Annotated in this window: 18 protein-coding genes; 8 read left to right on the top strand and 10 right to left on the bottom strand. The window is 65.2% G+C overall.

Annotated elements, in window-relative coordinates; all coding sequences use genetic code 11:
- Positions 1-48: 48 nt before the first annotated feature.
- Entirely contained in the window at positions 49-1,308 is a 1,260-nt protein-coding gene (gene icd, locus Q0319_RS16625) for an NADP-dependent isocitrate dehydrogenase (protein WP_296469609.1), read from the bottom strand.
- A gap of 128 nt (positions 1,309-1,436) precedes the next feature.
- Here icd and Q0319_RS16620 point away from each other — a divergent pair, with 128 nt between their 5' ends.
- Positions 1,437-1,862: a DUF1841 family protein gene (locus tag Q0319_RS16620; protein ID WP_296469611.1), complete on the top strand. Its 426-nt coding sequence runs from the start codon at positions 1,437-1,439 to the stop codon at positions 1,860-1,862.
- A gap of 28 nt (positions 1,863-1,890) precedes the next feature.
- Here Q0319_RS16620 and Q0319_RS16615 read toward each other — a convergent pair whose 3' ends face one another.
- Both Q0319_RS16615 and Q0319_RS16610 read right to left on the bottom strand, forming a co-directional pair.
- Positions 1,891-2,259, bottom strand: coding sequence for a cytochrome c (locus Q0319_RS16615; protein ID WP_296469613.1), 369 nt, complete (start codon positions 2,257-2,259; stop codon positions 1,891-1,893).
- Positions 2,260-2,269: 10 nt separating this feature from the next.
- Positions 2,270-2,623 (bottom strand): cytochrome c, encoded by a 354-nt coding sequence (locus tag Q0319_RS16610; protein WP_296469616.1) that lies wholly within the window; start codon positions 2,621-2,623, stop codon positions 2,270-2,272.
- 281 nt (positions 2,624-2,904) lie between these two features.
- Here Q0319_RS16610 and Q0319_RS16605 point away from each other — a divergent pair, with 281 nt between their 5' ends.
- The 3 genes from Q0319_RS16605 (at position 2,905) to Q0319_RS16595 (ending at position 7,879) form a co-directional block, all read left to right on the top strand.
- Positions 2,905-3,768 carry a MoxR family ATPase gene (locus tag Q0319_RS16605; protein ID WP_296463016.1) on the top strand — a complete coding sequence of 288 codons (864 nt, stop codon included), beginning with the start codon at positions 2,905-2,907 and terminating at the stop codon, positions 3,766-3,768.
- An 82-nt stretch (positions 3,769-3,850) separates the two neighbouring features.
- Entirely contained in the window at positions 3,851-5,023 is a 1,173-nt protein-coding gene (locus tag Q0319_RS16600) for a hypothetical protein (RefSeq protein ID WP_296463020.1), read from the top strand.
- 78 nt (positions 5,024-5,101) lie between these two features.
- A complete protein-coding gene (locus tag Q0319_RS16595; protein ID WP_296463022.1) occupies positions 5,102-7,879 on the top strand; it encodes a pitrilysin family protein in 2,778 nt (925 codons plus the stop codon).
- A gap of 45 nt (positions 7,880-7,924) precedes the next feature.
- Here the strand turns inward: Q0319_RS16595 and Q0319_RS16590 are convergent, their stop codons facing one another.
- Positions 7,925-8,845 carry a LysR family transcriptional regulator gene (locus Q0319_RS16590; RefSeq protein WP_296463024.1) on the bottom strand — a complete coding sequence of 307 codons (921 nt, stop codon included), beginning with the start codon at positions 8,843-8,845 and terminating at the stop codon, positions 7,925-7,927.
- A 149-nt stretch (positions 8,846-8,994) separates the two neighbouring features.
- Between Q0319_RS16590 and Q0319_RS16585 the strand changes: the two genes are divergently transcribed.
- Together Q0319_RS16585 and Q0319_RS16580 are read left to right on the top strand one after the other, a co-directional pair.
- Positions 8,995-9,789, top strand: a complete 795-nt coding sequence (locus Q0319_RS16585) for a class II aldolase/adducin family protein (RefSeq protein ID WP_296463027.1) — start codon at positions 8,995-8,997, stop codon at positions 9,787-9,789.
- Between the two features lie 63 nt (positions 9,790-9,852).
- The gene (locus Q0319_RS16580) at positions 9,853-10,824 is read left to right on the top strand and encodes a tripartite tricarboxylate transporter substrate binding protein (RefSeq protein WP_296463029.1); all 972 of its coding nucleotides are present in this window, start codon (positions 9,853-9,855) and stop codon (positions 10,822-10,824) included.
- A 28-nt stretch (positions 10,825-10,852) separates the two neighbouring features.
- Here the strand turns inward: Q0319_RS16580 and dnaJ are convergent, their stop codons facing one another.
- From dnaJ to hrcA, 6 genes are all read right to left on the bottom strand, one after another.
- Positions 10,853-11,971, bottom strand: a complete 1,119-nt coding sequence (dnaJ, locus tag Q0319_RS16575) for a molecular chaperone DnaJ (protein WP_296463031.1) — start codon at positions 11,969-11,971, stop codon at positions 10,853-10,855.
- A 230-nt stretch (positions 11,972-12,201) separates the two neighbouring features.
- Positions 12,202-14,136, bottom strand: a complete 1,935-nt coding sequence (gene dnaK, locus Q0319_RS16570; protein WP_299454512.1) for a molecular chaperone DnaK — start codon at positions 14,134-14,136, stop codon at positions 12,202-12,204.
- Positions 14,137-14,248: 112 nt separating this feature from the next.
- Positions 14,249-14,827 carry a nucleotide exchange factor GrpE gene (gene grpE, locus Q0319_RS16565; RefSeq protein ID WP_296463038.1) on the bottom strand — a complete coding sequence of 193 codons (579 nt, stop codon included), beginning with the start codon at positions 14,825-14,827 and terminating at the stop codon, positions 14,249-14,251.
- A 164-nt stretch (positions 14,828-14,991) separates the two neighbouring features.
- Positions 14,992-15,378: a S4 domain-containing protein gene (locus Q0319_RS16560; protein WP_363322291.1), complete on the bottom strand. Its 387-nt coding sequence runs from the start codon at positions 15,376-15,378 to the stop codon at positions 14,992-14,994.
- On the bottom strand, positions 15,356-16,447 hold the full coding sequence (gene hemH / locus Q0319_RS16555; RefSeq protein ID WP_296463046.1) for a ferrochelatase: 1,092 nt from the start codon (positions 16,445-16,447) through the stop codon (positions 15,356-15,358). Before hemH ends, Q0319_RS16560 begins: the two co-directional genes overlap by 23 nt.
- A 33-nt stretch (positions 16,448-16,480) precedes the next feature.
- On the bottom strand, positions 16,481-17,485 hold the full coding sequence (gene hrcA, locus Q0319_RS16550) for a heat-inducible transcriptional repressor HrcA (protein WP_299454506.1): 1,005 nt from the start codon (positions 17,483-17,485) through the stop codon (positions 16,481-16,483).
- Between the two features lie 102 nt (positions 17,486-17,587).
- On the opposite strand from hrcA, the gene Q0319_RS16545 reads away from it, so the two are divergent.
- Positions 17,588-18,484, top strand: coding sequence for an NAD kinase (locus Q0319_RS16545; RefSeq protein ID WP_296463053.1), 897 nt, complete (start codon positions 17,588-17,590; stop codon positions 18,482-18,484).
- Positions 18,485-18,516: 32 nt separating this feature from the next.
- Positions 18,517-20,160 (top strand): DNA repair protein RecN, encoded by a 1,644-nt coding sequence (recN, locus tag Q0319_RS16540; RefSeq protein WP_296463056.1) that lies wholly within the window; start codon positions 18,517-18,519, stop codon positions 20,158-20,160.
- Positions 20,161-20,188: the final 28 nt, after the last annotated feature.

The following is a 20,188-nucleotide window of genomic DNA, read 5'->3' as shown; positions in this document are numbered from 1 at the left end:
TCGGCGAAACCGGGCGCGGGCCTCGCCCCGCCCGGATCCAGCCCGGGTTCAGTCCATGTTGGCGATGATGGCCTCGCCAAACCCGGAGCACGACACCTGGGTCGCACCCTCCATCTGCCGCGCGAAATCATAGGTGACGCGCTTGGACAATATGGTGCGCTCCATTGCGGCCAAAATGAGATCGGCCGCTTCATGCCACCCCATGTGCTGCAGCATCATGCGGCCGGCCAGGATCTCCGAGCTGGGGTTGACGTAATCCTTGCCCGCATACTTCGCGGACGTGCCGTGCGTAGACTCGAACACGGCGACCGAATCGCTCATGTTGGCCCCGGGGGCGATGCCCGCCCCGCCCACCTGCGCGGCCAGCGCCGAGGAAAGATAATCGCCGTTCAGGTTGAGGGTGGCGATGACGTCGAACTCCACCGGCCGCAGCAACATGCTCTGCGAGAACGTGTCGATCAGGCAATCCTTGATGACGATGTCGCGGCCCGTGCGGGGGTTGCGGATGCGGCACCACGGCCCGGCGTCTATGGTCTGGGCACCGAAGGCGAGGCGCGCGACCTCATAGCCCCAGTCGCGGAACGCGCCCTCGGTGTACTTCATGATGTTGCCCTTGTGCACCAGCGTGACGGACTTACGGTCGTGGTCGATGGCGTACTGGATGGCCTTGCGGACCAAGCGCTCCGTCCCCTCGCGCGAAACGGGCTTGATGCCTATGCCTGACGTGGCGGGGAAACGCAGGTGCTTGGCACCGAGCTTTTCCTCCAGCACCGTGATCAGCTCCACCGCCTCGGGCGAGCCCGCGGCATACTCGATGCCCGCGTAGATGTCTTCCGAGTTCTCGCGGAAGATGACCATGTTGGTTTTTTCGGGATGCTTGAGCGGAGACGGCACGCCACGCAGGTATTGGATCGGCCGCAGGCAGACGTATAGGTCTAGTGCCTGGCGCAGCATGACGTTCAACGAGCGCAGGCCACCTCCGGGCGGCGTGCCGAGCGGCCCCTTGATGGCCAGGACGAACTCGCGCAGCGCATCGAGCGTCTCCTCAGGCAGCCAGACGCCTTCTCCGTACAGCGTCGTGGCCTTGCGGCCGGCGTAGACCTCCATCCAGTGGATGCGGCGCTTGCCGCCGTAGACTTTCGCAACGGCGGCATCGATGACCTTGGTCGCGACCGGCGTGGTATCGCGCCCGATGCCGTCACCCTCGATATAGGCGACGATGGGCTCATCCGGCACGTTGAGGGAATAATCCTCGTTGACGGTGATACGGCTGCCCTCGGCGGGCACCTGGATATGCTTGTAAGACATGCAAGGATTCCGAGCAATCGTGGGGATGCGCGCCGTTGCCGCGCGCCCTGGATAGGGGCAATTATCCTGGATTCGGCCAGGCATTGCCACGCGGCGCCCGCGACGTGCGGCGGTACAATGGCCGCATCATGTTCAACCCTACCCGAGAACAAGTTCGCCAGTTTTTCACCGAAACCTGGCGCAAACACCGCGCAGGCGAAGTGCTGACCCCGCTGGAGGCCACGGCGCTGGACTGGATCCTCGAGCATCCCGAGTACCACGGCGACCTCGAAAACCCAGACGCCGCGCAGGCCGACTACAGTGTCGAGGCAGGTCGCACCAACCCGTTCCTTCACTTGTCGATGCACCTGGCCATCGCCGAACAGCTCTCCATCGACCACCCGCCCGGAATACGCGCCGCCTACCAGGCCCTCGCCCGCAGCAAGGGGGCGCACGACGCCGCGCACGAAATCATGGAATGCCTGGGACGGGTGGTCTGGGAAGCACAGCGGCTGGGCACGCCGCTGGACACCGAGGCCTATATCGAGCTGATCAGGCAACGGGCGGGGTCATAAGCCCGGCGCCCATCGCCCCGGCAGCCCATTACTTCACCGACAAATTGCCGGGCAGGCTGGAAAGATAGGCCGCGACGTCCTCGATGTCTTTGTCCGACAGTTGCACCGCGAAAGCGCCCATGATGGCGTTCTTGCGGATGTTCGCCGACGGGGCGGCGTTGGACTGCCCCCGGCGGTAGGCCTTCAGTGCGTGCACGAGATAGTCGGCATGCTGGCCGGCCAATTGCGGGTAGCTCGGATCGATCGAGGTCTTGGCGTCGGCGCCGTGGCAGGAAGCGCAGTTCACGCGGTCGTAGACGGCTTTGCCGGCGGCGACGTCGCCAGCGGCAAAGGCCGGCACGGCGGCCGAAAGGGACAACAGGACGGCAGCGACGGAAAAACGGTGACGGTTGCTCATGGTCGGGCGCTCACTTCAGACTCGAGTAATAGGCGGCCAAATCGGCGATGTCCTGTTCAGACAGGCTCTTGGCGATGCCGACCATGGAAGGATGAGAGCGCGCGCCGCTGGCGTATTCCTTCAGCGCGGCCTCGATGTACTTCGCGTTCTGCCCGGCGATCTTCGGGACGGAGTAGACCTCGGGGAAGCTGGCCTTGTAGCCGGGAATGCCATGGCAGCCTATGCACATGGAATTTTTCTCACGGGCGGCTTCGGCATTGCCGGTGACGGCAGACTGAGATTGGGCTGCTGCGGAGCCGACGACCGCACAGGCGGCCAGGGCGGCCAGCGCGGGCATGGCCCGCTTCGTTATGCTCAACTTCATTAGAACGCTCTATCAGAATCAAGAGAAATCCCGATACCGGGCGGCGAGAAAGACTGAGCGGCAACGCCCGGCCCCAAGGCCAACGAAGCGTCTCCGTTTTTATCGAAAATCGTATTGTTGTACGACTGAGAAGCACGATTTTCGTCTTATTTAACCTCTAATGATACATCAGGACCGCAGAATCCCGCAGCCGTCCGATCTCGCCACCTCGCGCTCCCTCCTCTCCCCGTCTTTCCCTATACTGGGTGCTTCGCCCCCGTGGCCCCCATGCCAGTTCGACCATGTCCCAGACCGCTCAGCCTTCTCCCGCCCGCTTCGCGGGCACGGACACCTACGTCGCCACCGACGACCTGACGCTTGCCGTCAACGCCGCCCTGACGCTGGAACGTCCTCTCCTGATCAAGGGAGAGCCCGGTACCGGCAAGACCATGCTGGCCGAGGAAGTGGCCAAGGCGCTGGACAGGCCACTGCTGCAATGGCACATCAAGTCCACCACCAAGGCGCACCAGGGGCTTTATGAATACGACGCGGTCTCGCGCCTGCGCGATTCGCAGCTGGGCGACGAAAAAGTGCGCGACATCCGCAACTACATCGTGCGCGGCGTGCTGTGGCAGGCATTTGCTTCGCCCGAACCCGTCGTGCTGCTGATCGACGAAATCGACAAGGCCGACATCGAGTTCCCGAACGACCTGCTGCGCGAACTCGACCGCATGGAATTCCACGTCTACGAGACGCGGGAAACGGTGCGCGCCATACACCGGCCGCTGGTCATCATCACCTCCAACAATGAGAAGGACCTGCCCGACGCGTTTCTGCGGCGCTGCTTCTTCCATTACATCCGGTTCCCGGACAAGGCGACCATGGAGCGGATCGTCAAGGTCCACTACCCGGACCTGAAGAAGGAATTGCTCTCCGCGGCGCTCGACAGCTTTTTCCAACTGCGGGAAACGCCGGGGCTGAAGAAGAAGCCCTCCACTTCCGAACTGCTGGATTGGCTCAAGGTGCTGCTGGCCGAGGATATTCCGCCTGAAGCGCTGCGCAGCGGCGACCGTAATGCCGCCATCCCGCCGCTGCATGGCGCACTGCTGAAGAACGAGCAGGACGTGCACCTGTTTGAACGGCTCGTGCTGATGGCGCGACGGTAACCGCTCCCGCCGGGCGGCGCACCGCCCGGGAGAAGCCCCCGCGCCTCGGACGGCAAGTCTCTCGCCTGGCACACGGACCATCATGCTGATCGACTTCTTCTACCATCTGCGCAAATTCCAGCTGCCGGTGTCCATCAAGGAATACCTGACGCTGCTCGAAGCGCTGTCGCGCCGAGTGATCTCGCCCTCGGTGGATGAGTTCTACCTGCTGGCCCGGATGACGCTCATCAAGGACGAGAGCCTGTTCGACCGCTATGACCGGGCATTCGCCAGCTATTACAAGGACGTCGAAGCGGCCTTTCCGCCGGGCAAGGAGATTCCGGCGGAATGGCTGGTCCAGCGCCTCATGCGGGAGCTCTCGCCGGAAGAAAAGGCCGCCATCGAAAAGCTGGGGTGGGACAAGCTGATGGAATTGTTCCGCCAACGGCTGGAAGAGCAACAAGACCGGCACGAAGGCGGCAACAAGTGGATAGGAACCGGCGGTACTTCCCCCTTCGGCAGTGGCGGGTATCACCCGGAGGGCCTGCGCATCGGCAACGAAAGCGCCGGCAACCGCAGCGCCGTCAAGGCTTGGGAAATGCGCGACTTCCGCGATTACGACGACCAGGTGGAACTGGGCACGCGCAACATCAAGGTGGCGCTGCGCCGACTGCGGCGCTTTGCCCGCGAGGGCGCCGATTACGAGCTGGACCTGGACGACACGATACGCAGCACCGCCCGCAATGCGGGGCACCTGGACCTGCGCATGGTCCCGGAACGCCACAATACCGTGAAGGTACTGATGATGCTGGACGTGGGCGGCACCATGGACGTCCACGTCCAGCGCATCGAAGAACTGTTTTCGGCTGCCCGCAGCGAATTCAAGAACCTGGAAGTCTATTACTTCCACAACTGCCTGTACGACTGGGTGTGGAAAAGCAACCGCCGGCGCCATGCCGAACGCACCCATACGTGGGATCTCCTGCGCAAGTACAACCCTGACTGGCGGCTGATCTTCGTCGGCGACGCCACCATGAGCCCCTATGAAATCCTGCAGCCGGGAGGCTCGGTCGAGTATCACAACGACGAGGCCGGTGCGGTCTGGCTGCAGCGCATGGTCGCCGCCTTCCCTCGCTTTGCCTGGTTGAACCCTGAGCCCGAGGGGCTATGGCCCTACCGGCAGTCCGTGGATATCATCCGCAGGCTGATGCAGGGACGCATGTATCCGGTCACGCTGAGCGGCCTGGAGCAGGCCATGCGCCTGCTCTCCAAGTAATCCCGGTTCCGGGGCGCGCGGCGGGAACATCGTCGCGGTTCGTCACTCCAACCATTTCCTGAACGGTCGACTCAACCTATGCCATCATCGCTTACCGCTTTCCGATCCGGCGGCCTGGGCCGGTCCCTCGCCTGCGTCGCGCTGTCCTTGAGCGCGTTGCTGCCGCCGGCAGTCACCGCCGCCCACGCCGACGCAGACTCCCTGCCGGCCGGCGTCCAAAAGGTCACCTCGGTCGAAGGTATCAGCGAGTTCCGCCTCTCCAACGGGTTGCGGGTCCTGCTCGCCCCCGACCAGTCCAAGCCGACCACCACGGTCAACATGACGTATCTAGTCGGGTCGCGCCACGAAAACTACGGCGAAACGGGCATGGCCCACCTACTCGAACACATGCTGTTCAAGGGCACGCCCTCCATGCGCAACGCGCTGGCCGAGTTTTCGCGGCGCGGACTGCAGGCCAACGGCAGCACCTGGACCGACCGCACGAACTATTTCGCCAGCTTCGCCGCCAATGAGGACAACCTCGAGTGGTACCTGAAATGGCAGGCGGACGCCATGGTCAACTCCCTCATCGCGCGCGAGGACCTCGACTCCGAGATGACGGTCGTGCGCAACGAGATGGAAAGCGGCGAGAACAATCCTTTCCGCGTCCTGATGAGCAAGATGCTGGCATCGGCCTATCAGTGGCACAACTATGGCAAGACGACGATAGGCGCACGTTCGGACGTGGAAAACGTCGACATCGGCCGGTTGCAGGCCTTCTACCGCACCTACTACCAGCCTGACAACGCGGTGTTGATCGTCTCGGGCCGGTTCGACGTCGCCAAGACCCTGGCCGTCATCGCCGACACGTTTGGCAAGATTCCCAAGCCCGAGCGCACCCTACCCCGCCTCTACACTGAAGAGCCGGTGCAGGACGGCGAACGCAGCGTCACGCTGCGCCGGGCGGGCGGCTCGCCCATGGTCGCGGCCATGTACCACACGCCGCAAGGCGGCGCGCCCGATTACGCGGCCATGGACCTGCTGGCCGGCATCCTGGGCGACGCGCCCTCCGGCCGCCTGTACAAGGCGCTGGTCGAAACCAAGCTGGCGGCATCGACCTTCGGCTTCACCTTCGGCATGCACGACCCAGGCGTCATCATGCTGGGCGCGCAGCTGCCGCCGGGCGCCGACATCGACGCCGCCCGCTCGAAGATGCTCGAGACAATCGAGACCATCAAGTCGCAGCCCATCACGGAAGAAGAACTGGAGCGGGCCCGGACCCGCTGGCTCAAGGACTGGGACATGGCTTACAGCGACCCGCAGAAGGTGGGCGTGTCGCTGTCCGAGAGCATCGCCCAGGGCGACTGGCGGCTGTTCTTCCTGACCCGCGACCGGGTCCGCGCGGTCAAGCTGGCCGACGTGCAGCGCGTGGCCGAGAGTTACCTACTCCAGTCCAACCGCACGCTCGGCACCTACATCCCGACCGACAACCCGCAACGCGCGCCGGCGCCTAAGCCGCTGGACCTGCAGGCCGAGCTCAAGGACTACAAAGGCGACACCGATTTCGTCCAGGCCGAAGCCTTTGATGCGACGCCGGCCAACATCGACGCACGCACGCAGCTCAAGACCCTGGAGCTGCCCAACGGGCCGGTCAAGCTGGCGCTGCTGCCCAAATCCACGCGCGGCCGCCTCGTGCATGCACGGCTGGCGCTACGGTTTGGCGACGCGGAATCCCTGCGCGGCCAACGCGAAATCGCCCGCGCCGTGGGCGCCTTGCTCGACAACGGCACGGCCACGATGACTCGCCAGCAAATCCAGGACCGCTTCGACGCCCTGCGCGCGGACGTCGGGTTTGCCGCGGGCGGCACGGGCGTGGTGGTCGACATTTCCACCACGCGCGACAACCTGCCCGCCACGCTGGAGCTGGTGCTGGACATCCTGCGCAACGCCAACTTCCCGGAAGACCAGCTGGACGAATACCGGCGGCGCGGACTGGCGGCGGTGGAAAGCGCGCGCCAGGAACCCACGGCCGTCGCGCAACAGGCGCTCGCGCGCCACAACAATCCCTGGCCGGCAGATGACCTGCGCTACACGCCCAGCTTCGACGAACAGGAGGCCGCCTACAAAGCGCTGACCCGCGACGCGTTGGTCCGCTTCCACGAGCGCTTCTACGGAGCGGGGCACATTCGCCTGGCCGCGGTCGGGGATTTCGACCCCGAGGTCGTGGAACAGGCACTGACCCGGGGCTTGGCGGGCTGGAAACGGGCGCCCGCCTACACCCGCGTGCCGCATCCTTTCCATGCACCGCCGGCCGAGCGCTTCGACATTTCGCTGCCGGACAAGGCCAACGCCTTCTATATGTCCACGCTTCCGATCCCGCTCCAGGACACTGACCCGGACTACCCCGCCGTGATCCTGGCCAATTACCTGCTAGGCAGCTCGGAAACCTCCCGCCTGTGGATGCGCGTGCGGGAGCGGGAAGGCCTGTCCTACAACGTGCGCAGCCAAGTGTCGGCCTCGTCGTACGAGCCTTCCGGCAGTTGGACCATGTACGCCATCTACGCGCCGAGCAACCGGGCGCGCCTGGAGGCGGCCGTCAAGGAGGAAGTCGAACGCGTGCTGCGCGAGGGTTTCAGCGAGGAGGAAGTCCGGGATGGCATCGCGTCGCTGATGAACCTGCGGCATTTGGCGCGGGCTCAGGACCGGCGCCTGGTGGCGGCCTGGTCCGACTACCTGGAACTCGGCCGCACCTTCGCTTTCGCCGCCGAATCGGACCGCAAGCTGCAGGCGCTCACGGCGGCGGACGTCAACGCCGCGCTGCGCAAGTATTTCAAGCCTGAAGCCTTCAGCACGGCAGTGGCGGGCACGTTCAAATAGCAGGAAGCGCCGGGCCGGGGCCCGCATCCCGGCCCCGGCGCCGCGCTACAGGAGCTTCATGCCCGCGAACTCCTCGCGCACCGTGCCGAGGAAAGCCTCTGCCGCGGGTGACAAGCTGCGGTCGCGCTTGTACACGGCTGAGAAATCGATGGGTACGCGCGGGCCCACCAGCCGGCAACGGGTCAAATTCCCATAGGGCATGCGGGACGCCAGCGCGGACGCCCACATCGAAACCCCCAGGCCACTAGCGGTCATCCAGAATGCCGAGGAAAGAAAGTTGACCTCGTGCACCACGTTCAAGGTCACGCCGGCTTCGGCCGCCGCGGCCTCCATCTGGCGGCGAATGCCGTACGCCAGCCCGGGGCGTACCGCGATCACCGGCTGTGCCGAGAGCTCGCGCCACCGGACCTGGCGCCGGCGGGCGAACGGATGGTCCGTGGCGCACACCAGGCATAGGTGATCGCGCAGCAACAGCCTAGACGCCAGGAGAGGCTCCTCGCGCTCGAGGGTGCCGATTCCGAAATCCACGGCCTCGGATGACACCCGGGACAGAAACTGGTCCGGCGCGCAGTCGTCCAAGACCAATTGGACGCCGGGAAAGTCCTCCCGGAAGCGCCGCACCACGCCGGGCATCAAGACACTGCCCACGGTCGCGGTAACCGCCACATGAACGCGCCCGGTCCGGCACTCGCCCAAGTCCCGCGTCCTCGCCCCGAGCCAGGCCACGTCGCCCAGGATCCGCTCCGCCGTCGCAATGATTTCCTGCGCCGCCTGCGTCGGCACCAGCGAACGCGAGGTCCGGTCGAACAGGCGCAAGTTGAGCGTGGACTCCATTTGCCGAAGCATGGTGCTGACGGCTGACTCCGTGACCGAGAGCCGGTCAGCGGCCGTCGTGAGTTTGCCGAGCCGGTACACGGCAACGAAGGCACGCAGTTGCCGCAGGCTCAACTGGGTTTCGATGCTCATTCAATGTTTTCTCAAGGTTCAATCAAAATCTTTTGATTGGCTTCGGCCCGAGCCGGGTCTTCAATACAGGAAGAAGGGCGGCGCGGCGAGCATACTCTACCCCAGACTCCCTCGCTTGACCCCTCTTTATCCATCAAGCTCGGGAATCTATGTCGAACGACCACAGTAGTACCACCCGCAACCCCGCGTGGAGCGACGAGGAATGGCAAACCCGCATCGACCTGGCCGCGTGCTATCGCCTGCATGCGCACTACGGCTGGACCGACCTCATCTATACGCATATCTCCGCCCGCGTGCCGGGCGAGGAAGAACACTTCTTGCTCAACCCGTTCGGATTGATGTTTGACGAGGTCTGCGCCTCCAACCTGGTCAAGATCGACATCGACGGCAACGTCATCGAACCCACCCCGCACCGGATCCATCGCGCGGGCTTCGTCATCCACAGTGCCATCCATGCGGCGCGCCCCGACGCCCGCTGCGTGATCCACGCTCACACCCGAGCGGGCATGGCTGTCTCGACCATGAAATGCGGGCTGCTTCCGCTCACCCAGCACGCCATGCTGTTCCACGGGAAAGTGGCCTATCACGACAGCGAGGGCTTCGCGAACCAGCTCGCCGAACGCGAGCGGCTGGCCGCCGACCTGGGCGACAAGCCGGTCATGATCCTACGCAATCACGGCACGCTCATTGCCGGGGAAACCATCGGCCAGGCATTCGCGATGATGTGGCACCTGGAGATGGCCATGCAGGCCCAGGTCGATGCCCTCGCGAGCGGCCAGGAGCTGGTGCAGCCGGGCACGGCGTTGGCCGAAAAAATTTCAGCCGCCGGCTTTCGCCCGCCCGGGACGCTGCGCTCGGACGGGACGATGAGCCCCTTGGGGAACCTCGAATGGCCGGCCCTGCTGCGCATGCTGGACCGCAAAGACCCGTCGTATCGAACCTGATCGTTGCAATCCGTCCCCACCCATAACACATGGCGCGGCTTGAACCGCGCGAGGAGACACACGATGTTCCGCCGTTGCCCGAAACTCGTCGTCCGCCTGGTCGCAGCGCTCGCGTTCTTCACCGGGGCTGCCCATGCCTATCCCGATAAACCGATACGCATCATCATCCCCTACGCGCCGGGAGGAGGCGCGGACGGCGTTTCCCGGCTGCTGGCCCAGCGGCTGGAAAAAAGCTTCGGGCAACCGGTACTGGTCGAATCGCGCGCCGGAGGCAATACGGTCATCGCGGCCCAGGCCGTGGCGCGGGCCGCTCCGGACGGCTATACCTTGCTGATGACGGGCGGCTCCACCATGTCGCTGATTCCGCTGACCAGCAAGAAGGTGCCCTACGACCCGCTGGCCGACTTCGCGCCCATCAGCATTCTGTCCAAGGGGCCGTATCTTCTGTGTGTCTCGGCGGAACTGGGCGTCAACACCCTCGACGAGGTCCTCGCGCTCGCGCGCGCCAAGCCCGGCGCCCTGTCCTATGCGTCGAATGCCATCGGCGGTTCTGCGCACCTGGGCATGGAACTGCTGGCACAGCGAGCCAAGGTCCAGCTCAACCACGTTCCATACAAGGGGTTCGCCCCGGCCATCGGGGATGTCGTGTCGGGCCGCACGCCCCTGGCGATGCTGGACCAGGCAACGCTGGGCGGTTTCGGCAAGTCGGGCCGGATCAAGGTCCTGGCTGCCACTTCGCTGACGCGATCCAGCATGTACCCGGACGTGCCGACGCTGGCCGAACTCGGCTTCCCCGGCTACGAGCTGGAAACCTGGTTCGCCCTCTACGCCCCGGCAGGTACCCCGGACTCGATCATCGAAAAACTGGGCGCCGAAGTGCGGGCCTGGCTATCCACCCCCGAAGCCCAGCAGGCCCTGAACGCGCTGGGGCAAGAAGCGGCCGCATCCACGCCTGAAGCGGTCCGCGACCGCATCAAGAGTGAGCAGCAATCCTACGGCCCGCTGATCGAGGCCGCGAAAATCAGTACCGACTGATTCAGGCTGGCGCCGGGACGGGCCAGGGTCAGCTGAAGAATTCCTTCACCCGGTCCGTCCAGGACTTGCTCTGGGGCGAGTGCTTGTCGCCGCCCTCGTTGAGCGAGGCCTCGAACTCGCGCAGTAGCTGCTTCTGCTTCTCGTTCAGGCGCACCGGGGTTTCCAACACCACGTGGCAGTAGAGATCGCCAGGATAGCTGGAACGCACGCCCCGGATGCCCTTGCCCCGCAGGCGGAACACCTTGCCCGACTGCGTGCCTTCAGGAATGGTGATCTGGCCGCGCCCGCCAAGCGTGGGCACCTCCAGCTCCCCGCCGAGCGCGGCAGTGGTGAAGGGAATCGTCAGCTCGCAGTGCAGGTCGTCGCCATCGCGCTGGAAGATGGGGTGCGGCTTGATGTGGATCTCGACGTAGAGGTCGCCCGGAGGACCGCCGTTGACGCCCGGCTCGCCATTGCCGGCGGACCGGATGCGCATGCCGTCATCGATCCCGGCCGGAATCTTCACCTGCAGCGTCTTATTGCGCCGCACCTTGCCCACCCCGTCGCACGTCGTGCAGGGCTCGGGAATGACCTTGCCCGTGCCGTGGCACGTGGGGCAGGTCTGCTGCACGCTGAAGAACCCCTGCTGCATGCGCACCGCCCCGGTGCCGCCGCAGGTGTGGCAGCTCTTGGGATGCGTGCCCGGCTTGGCCCCGCTGCCATGGCAAGTGTCGCAGTTGTCCCAGCTGGGAACGCGGATTTCGGTCTCGAACCCCGCAGCCGCCTGTTCCAGCGTGATTTCCATGCTGTATTTGAGGTCCGCGCCGCGGTACATCTGGGGGCCGCGCTGGCGCCCGGCGCCGAAGATCTCGCCAAAGATATCGCCAAACGCGTCGGCGAAACTACCTGCCCCGCCGCCCATGCCTCCCGCCGCGGCGGCATCGACGCCGGCGTGGCCATAACGGTCGTAGGCATCGCGCTTGTCAGAGTCGGAAAGAATCTCGTAGGCGTATTTGACCTCTTTGAACTTCTCTTCCGCTTCCTTGGAGTCCGGATTGCGGTCCGGATGGTATTTCATGGCCAGCTTGCGGTAGGCCTTCTTGATCTCTTCCTCGGAAGCGGTGCGGGATACGCCGAGGACTTCGTACAAGTCGCGTTTGGTGGACATGATGGTCTTTCAAGTGGCCTGCGGGAGGCCGTGATCTCTTAGGCGAATAGCTGCGTTGCTATTGACTCTGGTTTGGGTAGGCCCCCTCTGCCCGTCGAAGCCTTCCAGGAGCGGCTCCGGCGAACGGAGGGGGCCTACCCAAAACCCCGCACTGCGCCTTGCGGCGCCGTGCGGGAGACGCTGGGCCCGAACGGGGCGGCCCTCATTGTAGGCTGCCCCGGGCCGGCGGATTATTTGTCGTCGCGCTTGACTTCCTTGAAGTCGGCATCGACCACGTTGTCGTCGGCCTTGGCGCCGCCGGCATTCTCGCCGGAGGCCGCGCCGGCCGCCTGTGCCTGGGCCTGCATGTCGGCATACATCTTCTCGCCCAGCTTCTGCGAGGCCTTGGACAGCGCTTCGACCTTGGCATCGATCGTGGCCTTGTCGCCGTCTTTCAAGACGCCTTCGAGGTCCTTGATCGCGGCCTCGATGGCTTCCTTCTCGGAAGCATCGAGCTTGTCGCCGTACTCGGACAGCGACTTGCGGGTGGCGTGGACCAGCGCGTCGGCCTGGTTGCGCGACTGCGCGAGCTCGGCGACCCGGCGGTCCTCGTCGGCGTTGGCCTCGGCGTCGCGGATCATGCGCTCGACTTCGGCTTCGGTCAGGCCGGAGTTGGCCTTGATCGTGATCTTGTTCTCCTTGCCCGTACCCTTGTCGCGGGCGGACACGTGCAAGATGCCGTTGGCGTCGATGTCGAACGTGACCTCGATCTGCGGCACGCCACGCGGCGCGGGCGGAATGCCTTCGAGGTTGAATTCGCCCAGCGCCTTGTTGGCCGAGGCGATCTCGCGCTCACCCTGGTACACCTTGATGGTCACCGCGGGCTGGTTGTCCTCGGCGGTGGAGAAGACCTGGGTGTACTTGGTCGGGATCGTGGTGTTCTTCTTGATCATCTTGGTCATGACGCCGCCCAGGGTCTCGATGCCCAGCGACAGAGGCGTCACGTCCAGCAACAGCACGTCCTTGCGATCGCCGGCGAGCACCGACCCCTGGATGGCGGCGCCAGCGGCGACGGCTTCATCCGGGTTCACATCCTTGCGCGGCTCGCGGCCGAAGAACTCCTTGACCTTCTCCTGCACCTTGGGCATGCGCGTCATGCCGCCGACCAGGATGACGTCATCGATATCCGAGACCTTGATGCCGGCGTCCTTGATGGCGATGCGGCAGGGCTCGATCGTACGTTCGATCAGGTCCTCGACCAGCGCTTCCAGCTTGGCGCGGGTGATCTTCATGTTCAGGTGCTTGGGACCGGAGGCGTCGGCCGTGATGTACGGCAGGTTGATCTCGGTCTGCGAGGACGAGGACAGCTCGATCTTGGCCTTTTCCGCGGCTTCCTTCAGGCGCTGCAGGGCCAGGACGTCCTTCGAGAGGTCCGTGCCTTGCTCTTTCTTGAACTCGGCGATGATGTAGTTGATCAGCACCTGGTCGAAGTCTTCGCCGCCCAGGAAAGTGTCGCCGTTGGTGGACAACACCTCGAACTGCTTTTCGCCGTCGACGTCCGCGATTTCAATGATCGAAATGTCGAACGTACCGCCGCCCAGGTCATACACGGCAATCTTGCGGTCGCCCTTGTCGGTCTTGTCCAGGCCGAATGCGAGCGCAGCCGCGGTCGGCTCGTTGATGATGCGCTTGACCTCCAAGCCCGCGATGCGGCCGGCATCCTTGGTCGCCTGGCGCTGGCTGTCGTTGAAGTAGGCCGGAACCGTGATCACGGCCTCGGTCACTTCCTCGCCCAGATAATCCTCGGCGGTCTTCTTCATCTTGCGCAGCACTTCGGCCGAGATCTGGGGCGGCGCCAGCTTCTTGTCGCGCACTTGCACCCAGGCGTCGCCGTTGTCGGCCTTGACGATGGAGTAAGGCATCAGGTGGATGTCCTTCTGCACCTCGTCTTCTTCGAACCGGCGACCGATCAAGCGCTTGACCGCGTACAGCGTGTTCTTGGGGTTGGTGACCGCCTGGCGCTTGGCCGGCGCGCCCACGAGGATCTCGCCATCTTCCATGTAGGCGACGATGGAGGGAGTGGTGCGGGCGCCTTCGGCGTTCTCGATGATCTTGACCTGCGTACCTTCCATGACTGCCACGCAGCTGTTGGTGGTACCCAGGTCGATGCCTATGATTTTGCCCATGATCCTATTCCTGAAAATCGGAGAATTTTCTTGACTGGTGAATAAATTGGGGGATTCTTCGTGATTTCAATGCCTGCGATGACATCGTTCAATCGCGGCGGACCCGCATACCTCACTTCGGCGCAGCGACCGTCACCAACGCCGGGCGCAGCACCCGATCCACGATCATGTAACCCTTTTGCAGCGTCTGGACGATGGTATTGGCCGGCTCATCCGACGGCACCGAGGCGATGGCCTGATGGTGATGGGGGTTGAATTTGTCCCCGGGGACGGGAGCGATCTCCATCAGCTTGTTGCGCTCGAACGCGCCGGTCAGCTGCTTGAGCGTCACTTCCACGCCTTCGCGCAGGGACTCCAGGGACTGGTTTTCCTGGGCCAGCGCGGCCTCCAGACTGTCCCTGACCGGCAGCAGGCTCTCGGCAAAGGACTCGATGCCGAACTTCTGCGCCTTGGCCACTTCCTCCTGGGCGCGACGCCGCACGTTGTCGGCCTCGGCCACCGCCCGCAGCATGGCATCGTAATGCTCCTTGGCCTGCGCCTGGGCAGCGGCCAATTGGGCTTGCAGCTCGGCGACCGGATCCTCCTGCGCGGGCTCCTGGACCGGGTCTTGGGTTTGCTGCGTCGCAGCATCCGTCACGGGCTGATCCGGTTCCGGAATGGGTTGGTCGCCAGGCTTTTGCTCAGCCGACATTGATGCCTCCATAAAAAACCAATTAAATCAGGGACTTGTTGAGATACTATGCGCAAGGTGGGGATGAACGCCCCTATTTCAAGAGGGGGAATATACCCTCAAGCGAAAAAACCCCGCCCGCGCGGGAGCCCTCCTGCCCCGCGCGCAAACGTGGCGGCTCCCGCTCAGTGCGGCGAAAAGGATTTGAGTTTTTCGAGCTGGCGCCGGTCGTGCTTGGTGGGGCGGCCCTTGATGTGGGCGGACGGATCGACATTCTGCTTGCGCAGCTCCAGCGCTTCGAGCCGGCGCTTGAGCCCTTGCGGCGTCTCGTCGTAGAGCGTGCGGGCGAATACCGCCGGCCCCCGCTGCGCAGACAAGCCCCGCACCAGGACTTCCCAGTCCTGCTCGCCCGCGCGGATCTGCAGGATGTCCCCGGGCCGCACGGACCGGGACGGCTTGACCCGATCCCCGCCCACTTTGACCTGCCCCGCCTCGACGGCCGCCTGGGCGAGCGACCGGGTCTTATAAAACCGGGCCGCCCAAAGCCACTTATCGATTCGTAGTTCTTCCATTTCCATCCTGTGCATGCATTGCACGGTCAAGAGGCCGCCCGGGCCTTCGCCCCACCCAACCCTGCAGGTGCCGTTCCGCCAAGTCGGCCAGGGCAGCGACCCAGGGACCGAAGTCGTTCAGGGCGGGAATGTAGCGGAGCTGGCGTCCGCCGGCGGCGACGAAAGCCTCTTTGGCCTGCACCGCGATCTCTTCCAAGGTTTCGATGCAGTCGGCGACGAAGCCCGGGCAGAACACGTCCACGTCGGCCACGCCGGCCTGGGCCAACTCCTTGAGCCTGGGTTCGGTATACGGCTGCAGCCATTCGGCGGCGCCGAAGCGGCTCTGGAACGTCACCTCTGCCTCCCCGGCGGCCAGCCCAAGCTCCTCGGCCAGCAGGCGGCCGGTGCGCAGGCACTGGTCGTGGTAAGGGTCTCCGAGCTCCGCGCAGCGCTTGGGCACGCCATGGAAACTCAACACCAGCTTCTGCCCCCGCCCCTCCCGTTCCCAAAATTCGCGGATGCGGGAGGCCATGGCGCCGATGTAGCCGGGATCGTCATGGAAGTCCCGCACGTAGCGGATTTCGGGCACGTTGCGCAGGCAGGCAAGGCGCGCGCCCACCCCGTCGACGACCGCAGCCGTGGTGCTGGCCGCATATTGCGGATAAAGCGGCAGTACGAGGATGCGCTCGCACCCCGCGGCACGCAGGGCGCCGATGCCGTCGGCCAGCGACGGAATCCCGTAGCGCATGGCAAGCGCCACCTCCACGTCCAGGCCCCGGCCCGAGAGCTCGCCCCGCAGCCGCTCGCCCTGGCGCCGGCTCCACACCATTAGCGGAGAGCCTTCGGGCATCCATATCGAGGCATAGCGCCGTGCCGCCTCCCGGGGGCGCAAGGTCAGGACGATGCCGTACAGGATGGGCAGCCAGAGGAAGCGCGGGAGTTCGACCACGCGCGGATCCGAGAGGAATTCGGCCAGGTAGCGGCGCACCGCGGCCGGGGCGGGCGCGTCCGGCGAGCCCAGGTTGACCAGGAGCAAGCCGGTACGGGTAGGGTGGCCGGCTGGCGCCGAGGGCTCGGGAAGGAAGCGCATGAAAGGCTTTCCGGTGTGTCGCGCAGGCGAGGGTTAGCAATGGCTCAAGGCGTTCGACAACAGGCGGGCCGTAATGTCGACGATGGGAATGACGCGCTCATACGACATTCGCGTCGGGCCGATCACCCCTACCGTCCCGACGACCTTGCCGTCCACGCCGTAGGGGGCGGTAATGATGCTGACTTCTTCCATCGGCACCAGCTGGGAATCCCCGCCGATGTAGATCTGCACCCCCTGGGCGCGGCTGGACATGTCGAAAAGCTGCATGAGGTCCGTCTTTTTCTCGAAGAGCTCGAACATCTTGCGCAGCTTGTCCATGTCGGAGGCCAGGTCCGAGACGCCAAGCAGGTTCAGCTCGCCGGAAATCACCACGCCTTCGTTTTCGCTTGCCGCCTCGACGCTGGCATCCACCGCCTGCGCCATGAGCTTGGAGATGTCGTCCCGCAGCCGGCTCAGCTCTTTCTGCAGCAATTGCCGGGCGTCGTCGAAGGACTTGCCGCTGAAATGCTGGTTGAAGAAATTAGCGGCCTCAGTGAGCTCCGACGACGAGTAATCGCGCTGCACCGACAGGATGCGGTTCTGCACGTCGCCTTCGGGCGTCACGATGATCAGCAGGACGCGCCGCTCCGAAAGCCGGATGAATTCGATCTGGCGGAAGACTTGGCTGCGCTTGGGCGCCATGACCACGCCGGCGAAATGCGTGAGGTTGGACAGCAGCGAGGCGGCCGCCGCGATGACGCGCTGCGGTTCCGCCGAAGGCAGCATGTTCTGGATATGGGACGCCTCCGACACCTCGTACGGCTGCACGGTAAGCAGCGAATCCACGAACATGCGGTAGCCGCGCGGCGTGGGCACCCGCCCGGCCGACGTGTGCGGGCTGTGGATCAAGCCATGCTCTTCGAGGTCGGCCATCACGTTGCGGATGGTGGCCGGAGAGAGGTCGAAGACCTTGGAAAGCGTACGCGAGCCGACAGGCTGTCCGTCACTAATGTAACGCTCGATGAGAGCTTTCAACAACGCACGTGCGCGATCGTCCATAAGCCTATTTTACCCCGTAGGGTGTGCGCCGTCCCCGTCGAAACGGCCGGAACGGGACGGATTTTGTTCAATGCCGCATTCTTCCGCCCATATAATGGACGCATGCATTTTCCCATCGTCGCCCTGGTTGGCAAATATCACGACACCGGCATTGCCGCCCCGCTGCGCGCCGTCGCGCAGATGCTGCGCGAGGCCGGCCGCGAGGTCTTGTTCGAAAAAGACACCGCTGCCAACATCGGCGTCGATGAATATCCTGCCGCAACCGTGGAAGAGATCGGGCAGCGCGCCTCGCTCGCCATTGTCATGGGCGGGGACGGCACCATGCTCGGCGTGGCGCGCCAGCTGGCGCCCTGGGACGTGCCCGTCGTAGGCATCAACCATGGCCGGCTCGGCTTCATCACCGACATCCCGCTCGAAGACGCCTGTACCGCCGTGGCAGGCATGCTGAACGGCGAATACGAATCCGAGACCCGCACCCTGCTCGCCTCCAGCGTGATCCGCGGCGATACCACGCTGGTCTCGGCATTGGCGCTGAACGACGTGGTCCTGAGCCGGGCCGGGCTGGGCGGCATGGTGGAAGTCACGGTGCAGGTCGACGGCCTATATATGTCGAAGCAGCGCGCCGACGGGCTCATCATCGCCACGCCCACCGGCTCGACGGCCTACGCGCTCTCGGCCAACGGCCCCATCCTGCACCCGGCCCTGCGCGGGCTGGTGCTGGTGCCGGTGGCCCCGCAGGCCCTCTCGAACCGGCCCATCGCCATCCCGGACGACTGCACCATCGAAATCACGCTGACGCGCTCCCCGGGCGGCCGGGACGAAAGCGCGAGCGTCCACTTCGACATGCAAAGCTGGTCCTCGCTCCAGGAAGGCGATCGCGTCCTGGTGAGACGCGCCGAACATACGATCCGCTTCCTGCATCCGGCCGGATACAGTTATTTTTCCACCTTGCGGCGCAAGCTGCACTGGAACCAGATCTCGGGCACTGCAATCGACTAACCCTGCCCCGTCCCTCTTCCGGCTTCATCCGTATGCTGCGCGCCCTGCACATCAGCGATTTCGTGATCGTCGACCACACCGAAGTCGAATTCGGCCCGGGCTTCACCGTTTTTTCTGGCGAGACTGGCGCGGGCAAATCCATCCTGATCGACGCCCTGGCCCTGGCCCTGGGCGAACGGGCCGACGCCTCGGTGCTGCGGGAAGGCGCGAGCCGCGCCGAAGTCAGCGCGGTATTCGACGTACCCGCATCGCTGCGCGACTGGCTGGCCGAGCGCGAGCTGGATACCGAAAGCCTGGTGCTACGCCGCGTGGTCGACGCCCAGGGCCGCAGCCGGGGCTACATCAACGGCGTGCCTGCCACCCTCACCCAGTTGCGCGAGTTGGGCGAGCGGCTGGTCGACATCCACGGCCAGCACGCCCACCAGAGCCTGCTCAAGCCGCATTTCCAGCGCGACATGCTCGACGACCACGGCGGGCACGGCGACATGCGCCGCGCGGTGGCCGAGGCCTGGAAAGCCTGGCGCGAACTGGAACGCAAGCTGGAGGAAGTCGAGCGGAACGCCGCCATGCTGGCCCAGGAGCGCGAGCGCCTGCAGTGGCAGGCGGACGAACTGGGCCGCCTGGCGCTCAAGCCCGGTGAATGGGACGAACTCCAGGCCGAACACAAGCGGCTGGCCCATGCCCAGGCCCTGATAGACGGCGCCAGCCAGGCCATCGCGGCGCTCGATGAAGACGACGATTCCGCCCATTCCCGCCTGGCCGCCGCGGCCCAGCGCATCGCCCAGCTCGCGACGCACGACGCCGCGCTCGCGCCGGTCGCCGAAGCCTTGGAATCGGCCCGCATCGCGCTGCAGGAGGCGGTCTCCGACCTGAACGGCTATCTCTCCCGGCTCGAACTCGATCCGCAGCGCCTGGCCGAGGTCGAGGCCCGCCTGCAGGCAGTGTTCGACACGGCCCGCAAGTTCCGGCTCCAGCCCGAGCAGCTGGCGGCGCAGCATGCCGCGCTGCTGGCGCAACTCGACACGCTGAAAGACGCCGAAGACGTCGAAGCCCTGCGCAAGAGAGCCGCCAACGCGAAGGCTGCCTACGAGGAGGCCGCCGCCAAACTGAGCCGGGCCCGCCGCAAGGCGGCCGCATCGCTCGGCAAGGCCGTGACACAGGCCATGCAGGCCCTGGCGATGGGCGGCGGCAAGTTCGAAGTCGCCGTGGAACCGTCGGACCCGGGTCCTGCGGGCAACGATGCCATCGAATTCCGGGTGGCGGGCCATGCCGGCACGACGCCGCGCCCCCTCTCCAAAGTGGCCTCGGGCGGAGAGCTGGCGCGGATCTCGCTTGCGCTGTCGGTCATCGCCAGCCGCGCTGCCCGGGTGCCGACCCTGATATTCGACGAGGTGGACACCGGCATAGGCGGGGCTGTCGCGGAGGTGGTCGGCCGCCTGCTGCGGGAGCTCGGCAGCCTGCACCAAGTGCTATGCGTGACGCACTTGCCGCAGGTGGCGGCCTGCGGCAACACGCACCTGCGGGTGGACAAACGCCAGGAAAATGGAACGGCGGTTTCGACGGTCACCGTACTCGACCGGAGCGGCCGGGTGGACGAAATCGCCCGCATGTTGGGCGGCATAGAAATCACCGCCACCACGCGCAAGCACGCGCGCGAGATGATAGGAAGCCATTGACGGGCGGGCATCCAGCCCGTCCCGTGCG

The organism is uncultured Pigmentiphaga sp., assembly GCF_937950555.1.
In the GTDB taxonomy this organism is placed as follows: Bacteria; Pseudomonadota; Gammaproteobacteria; order Burkholderiales; family Burkholderiaceae_B; genus Pigmentiphaga.
This window is presented reverse-complemented; position numbering and strand designations above follow the sequence as displayed.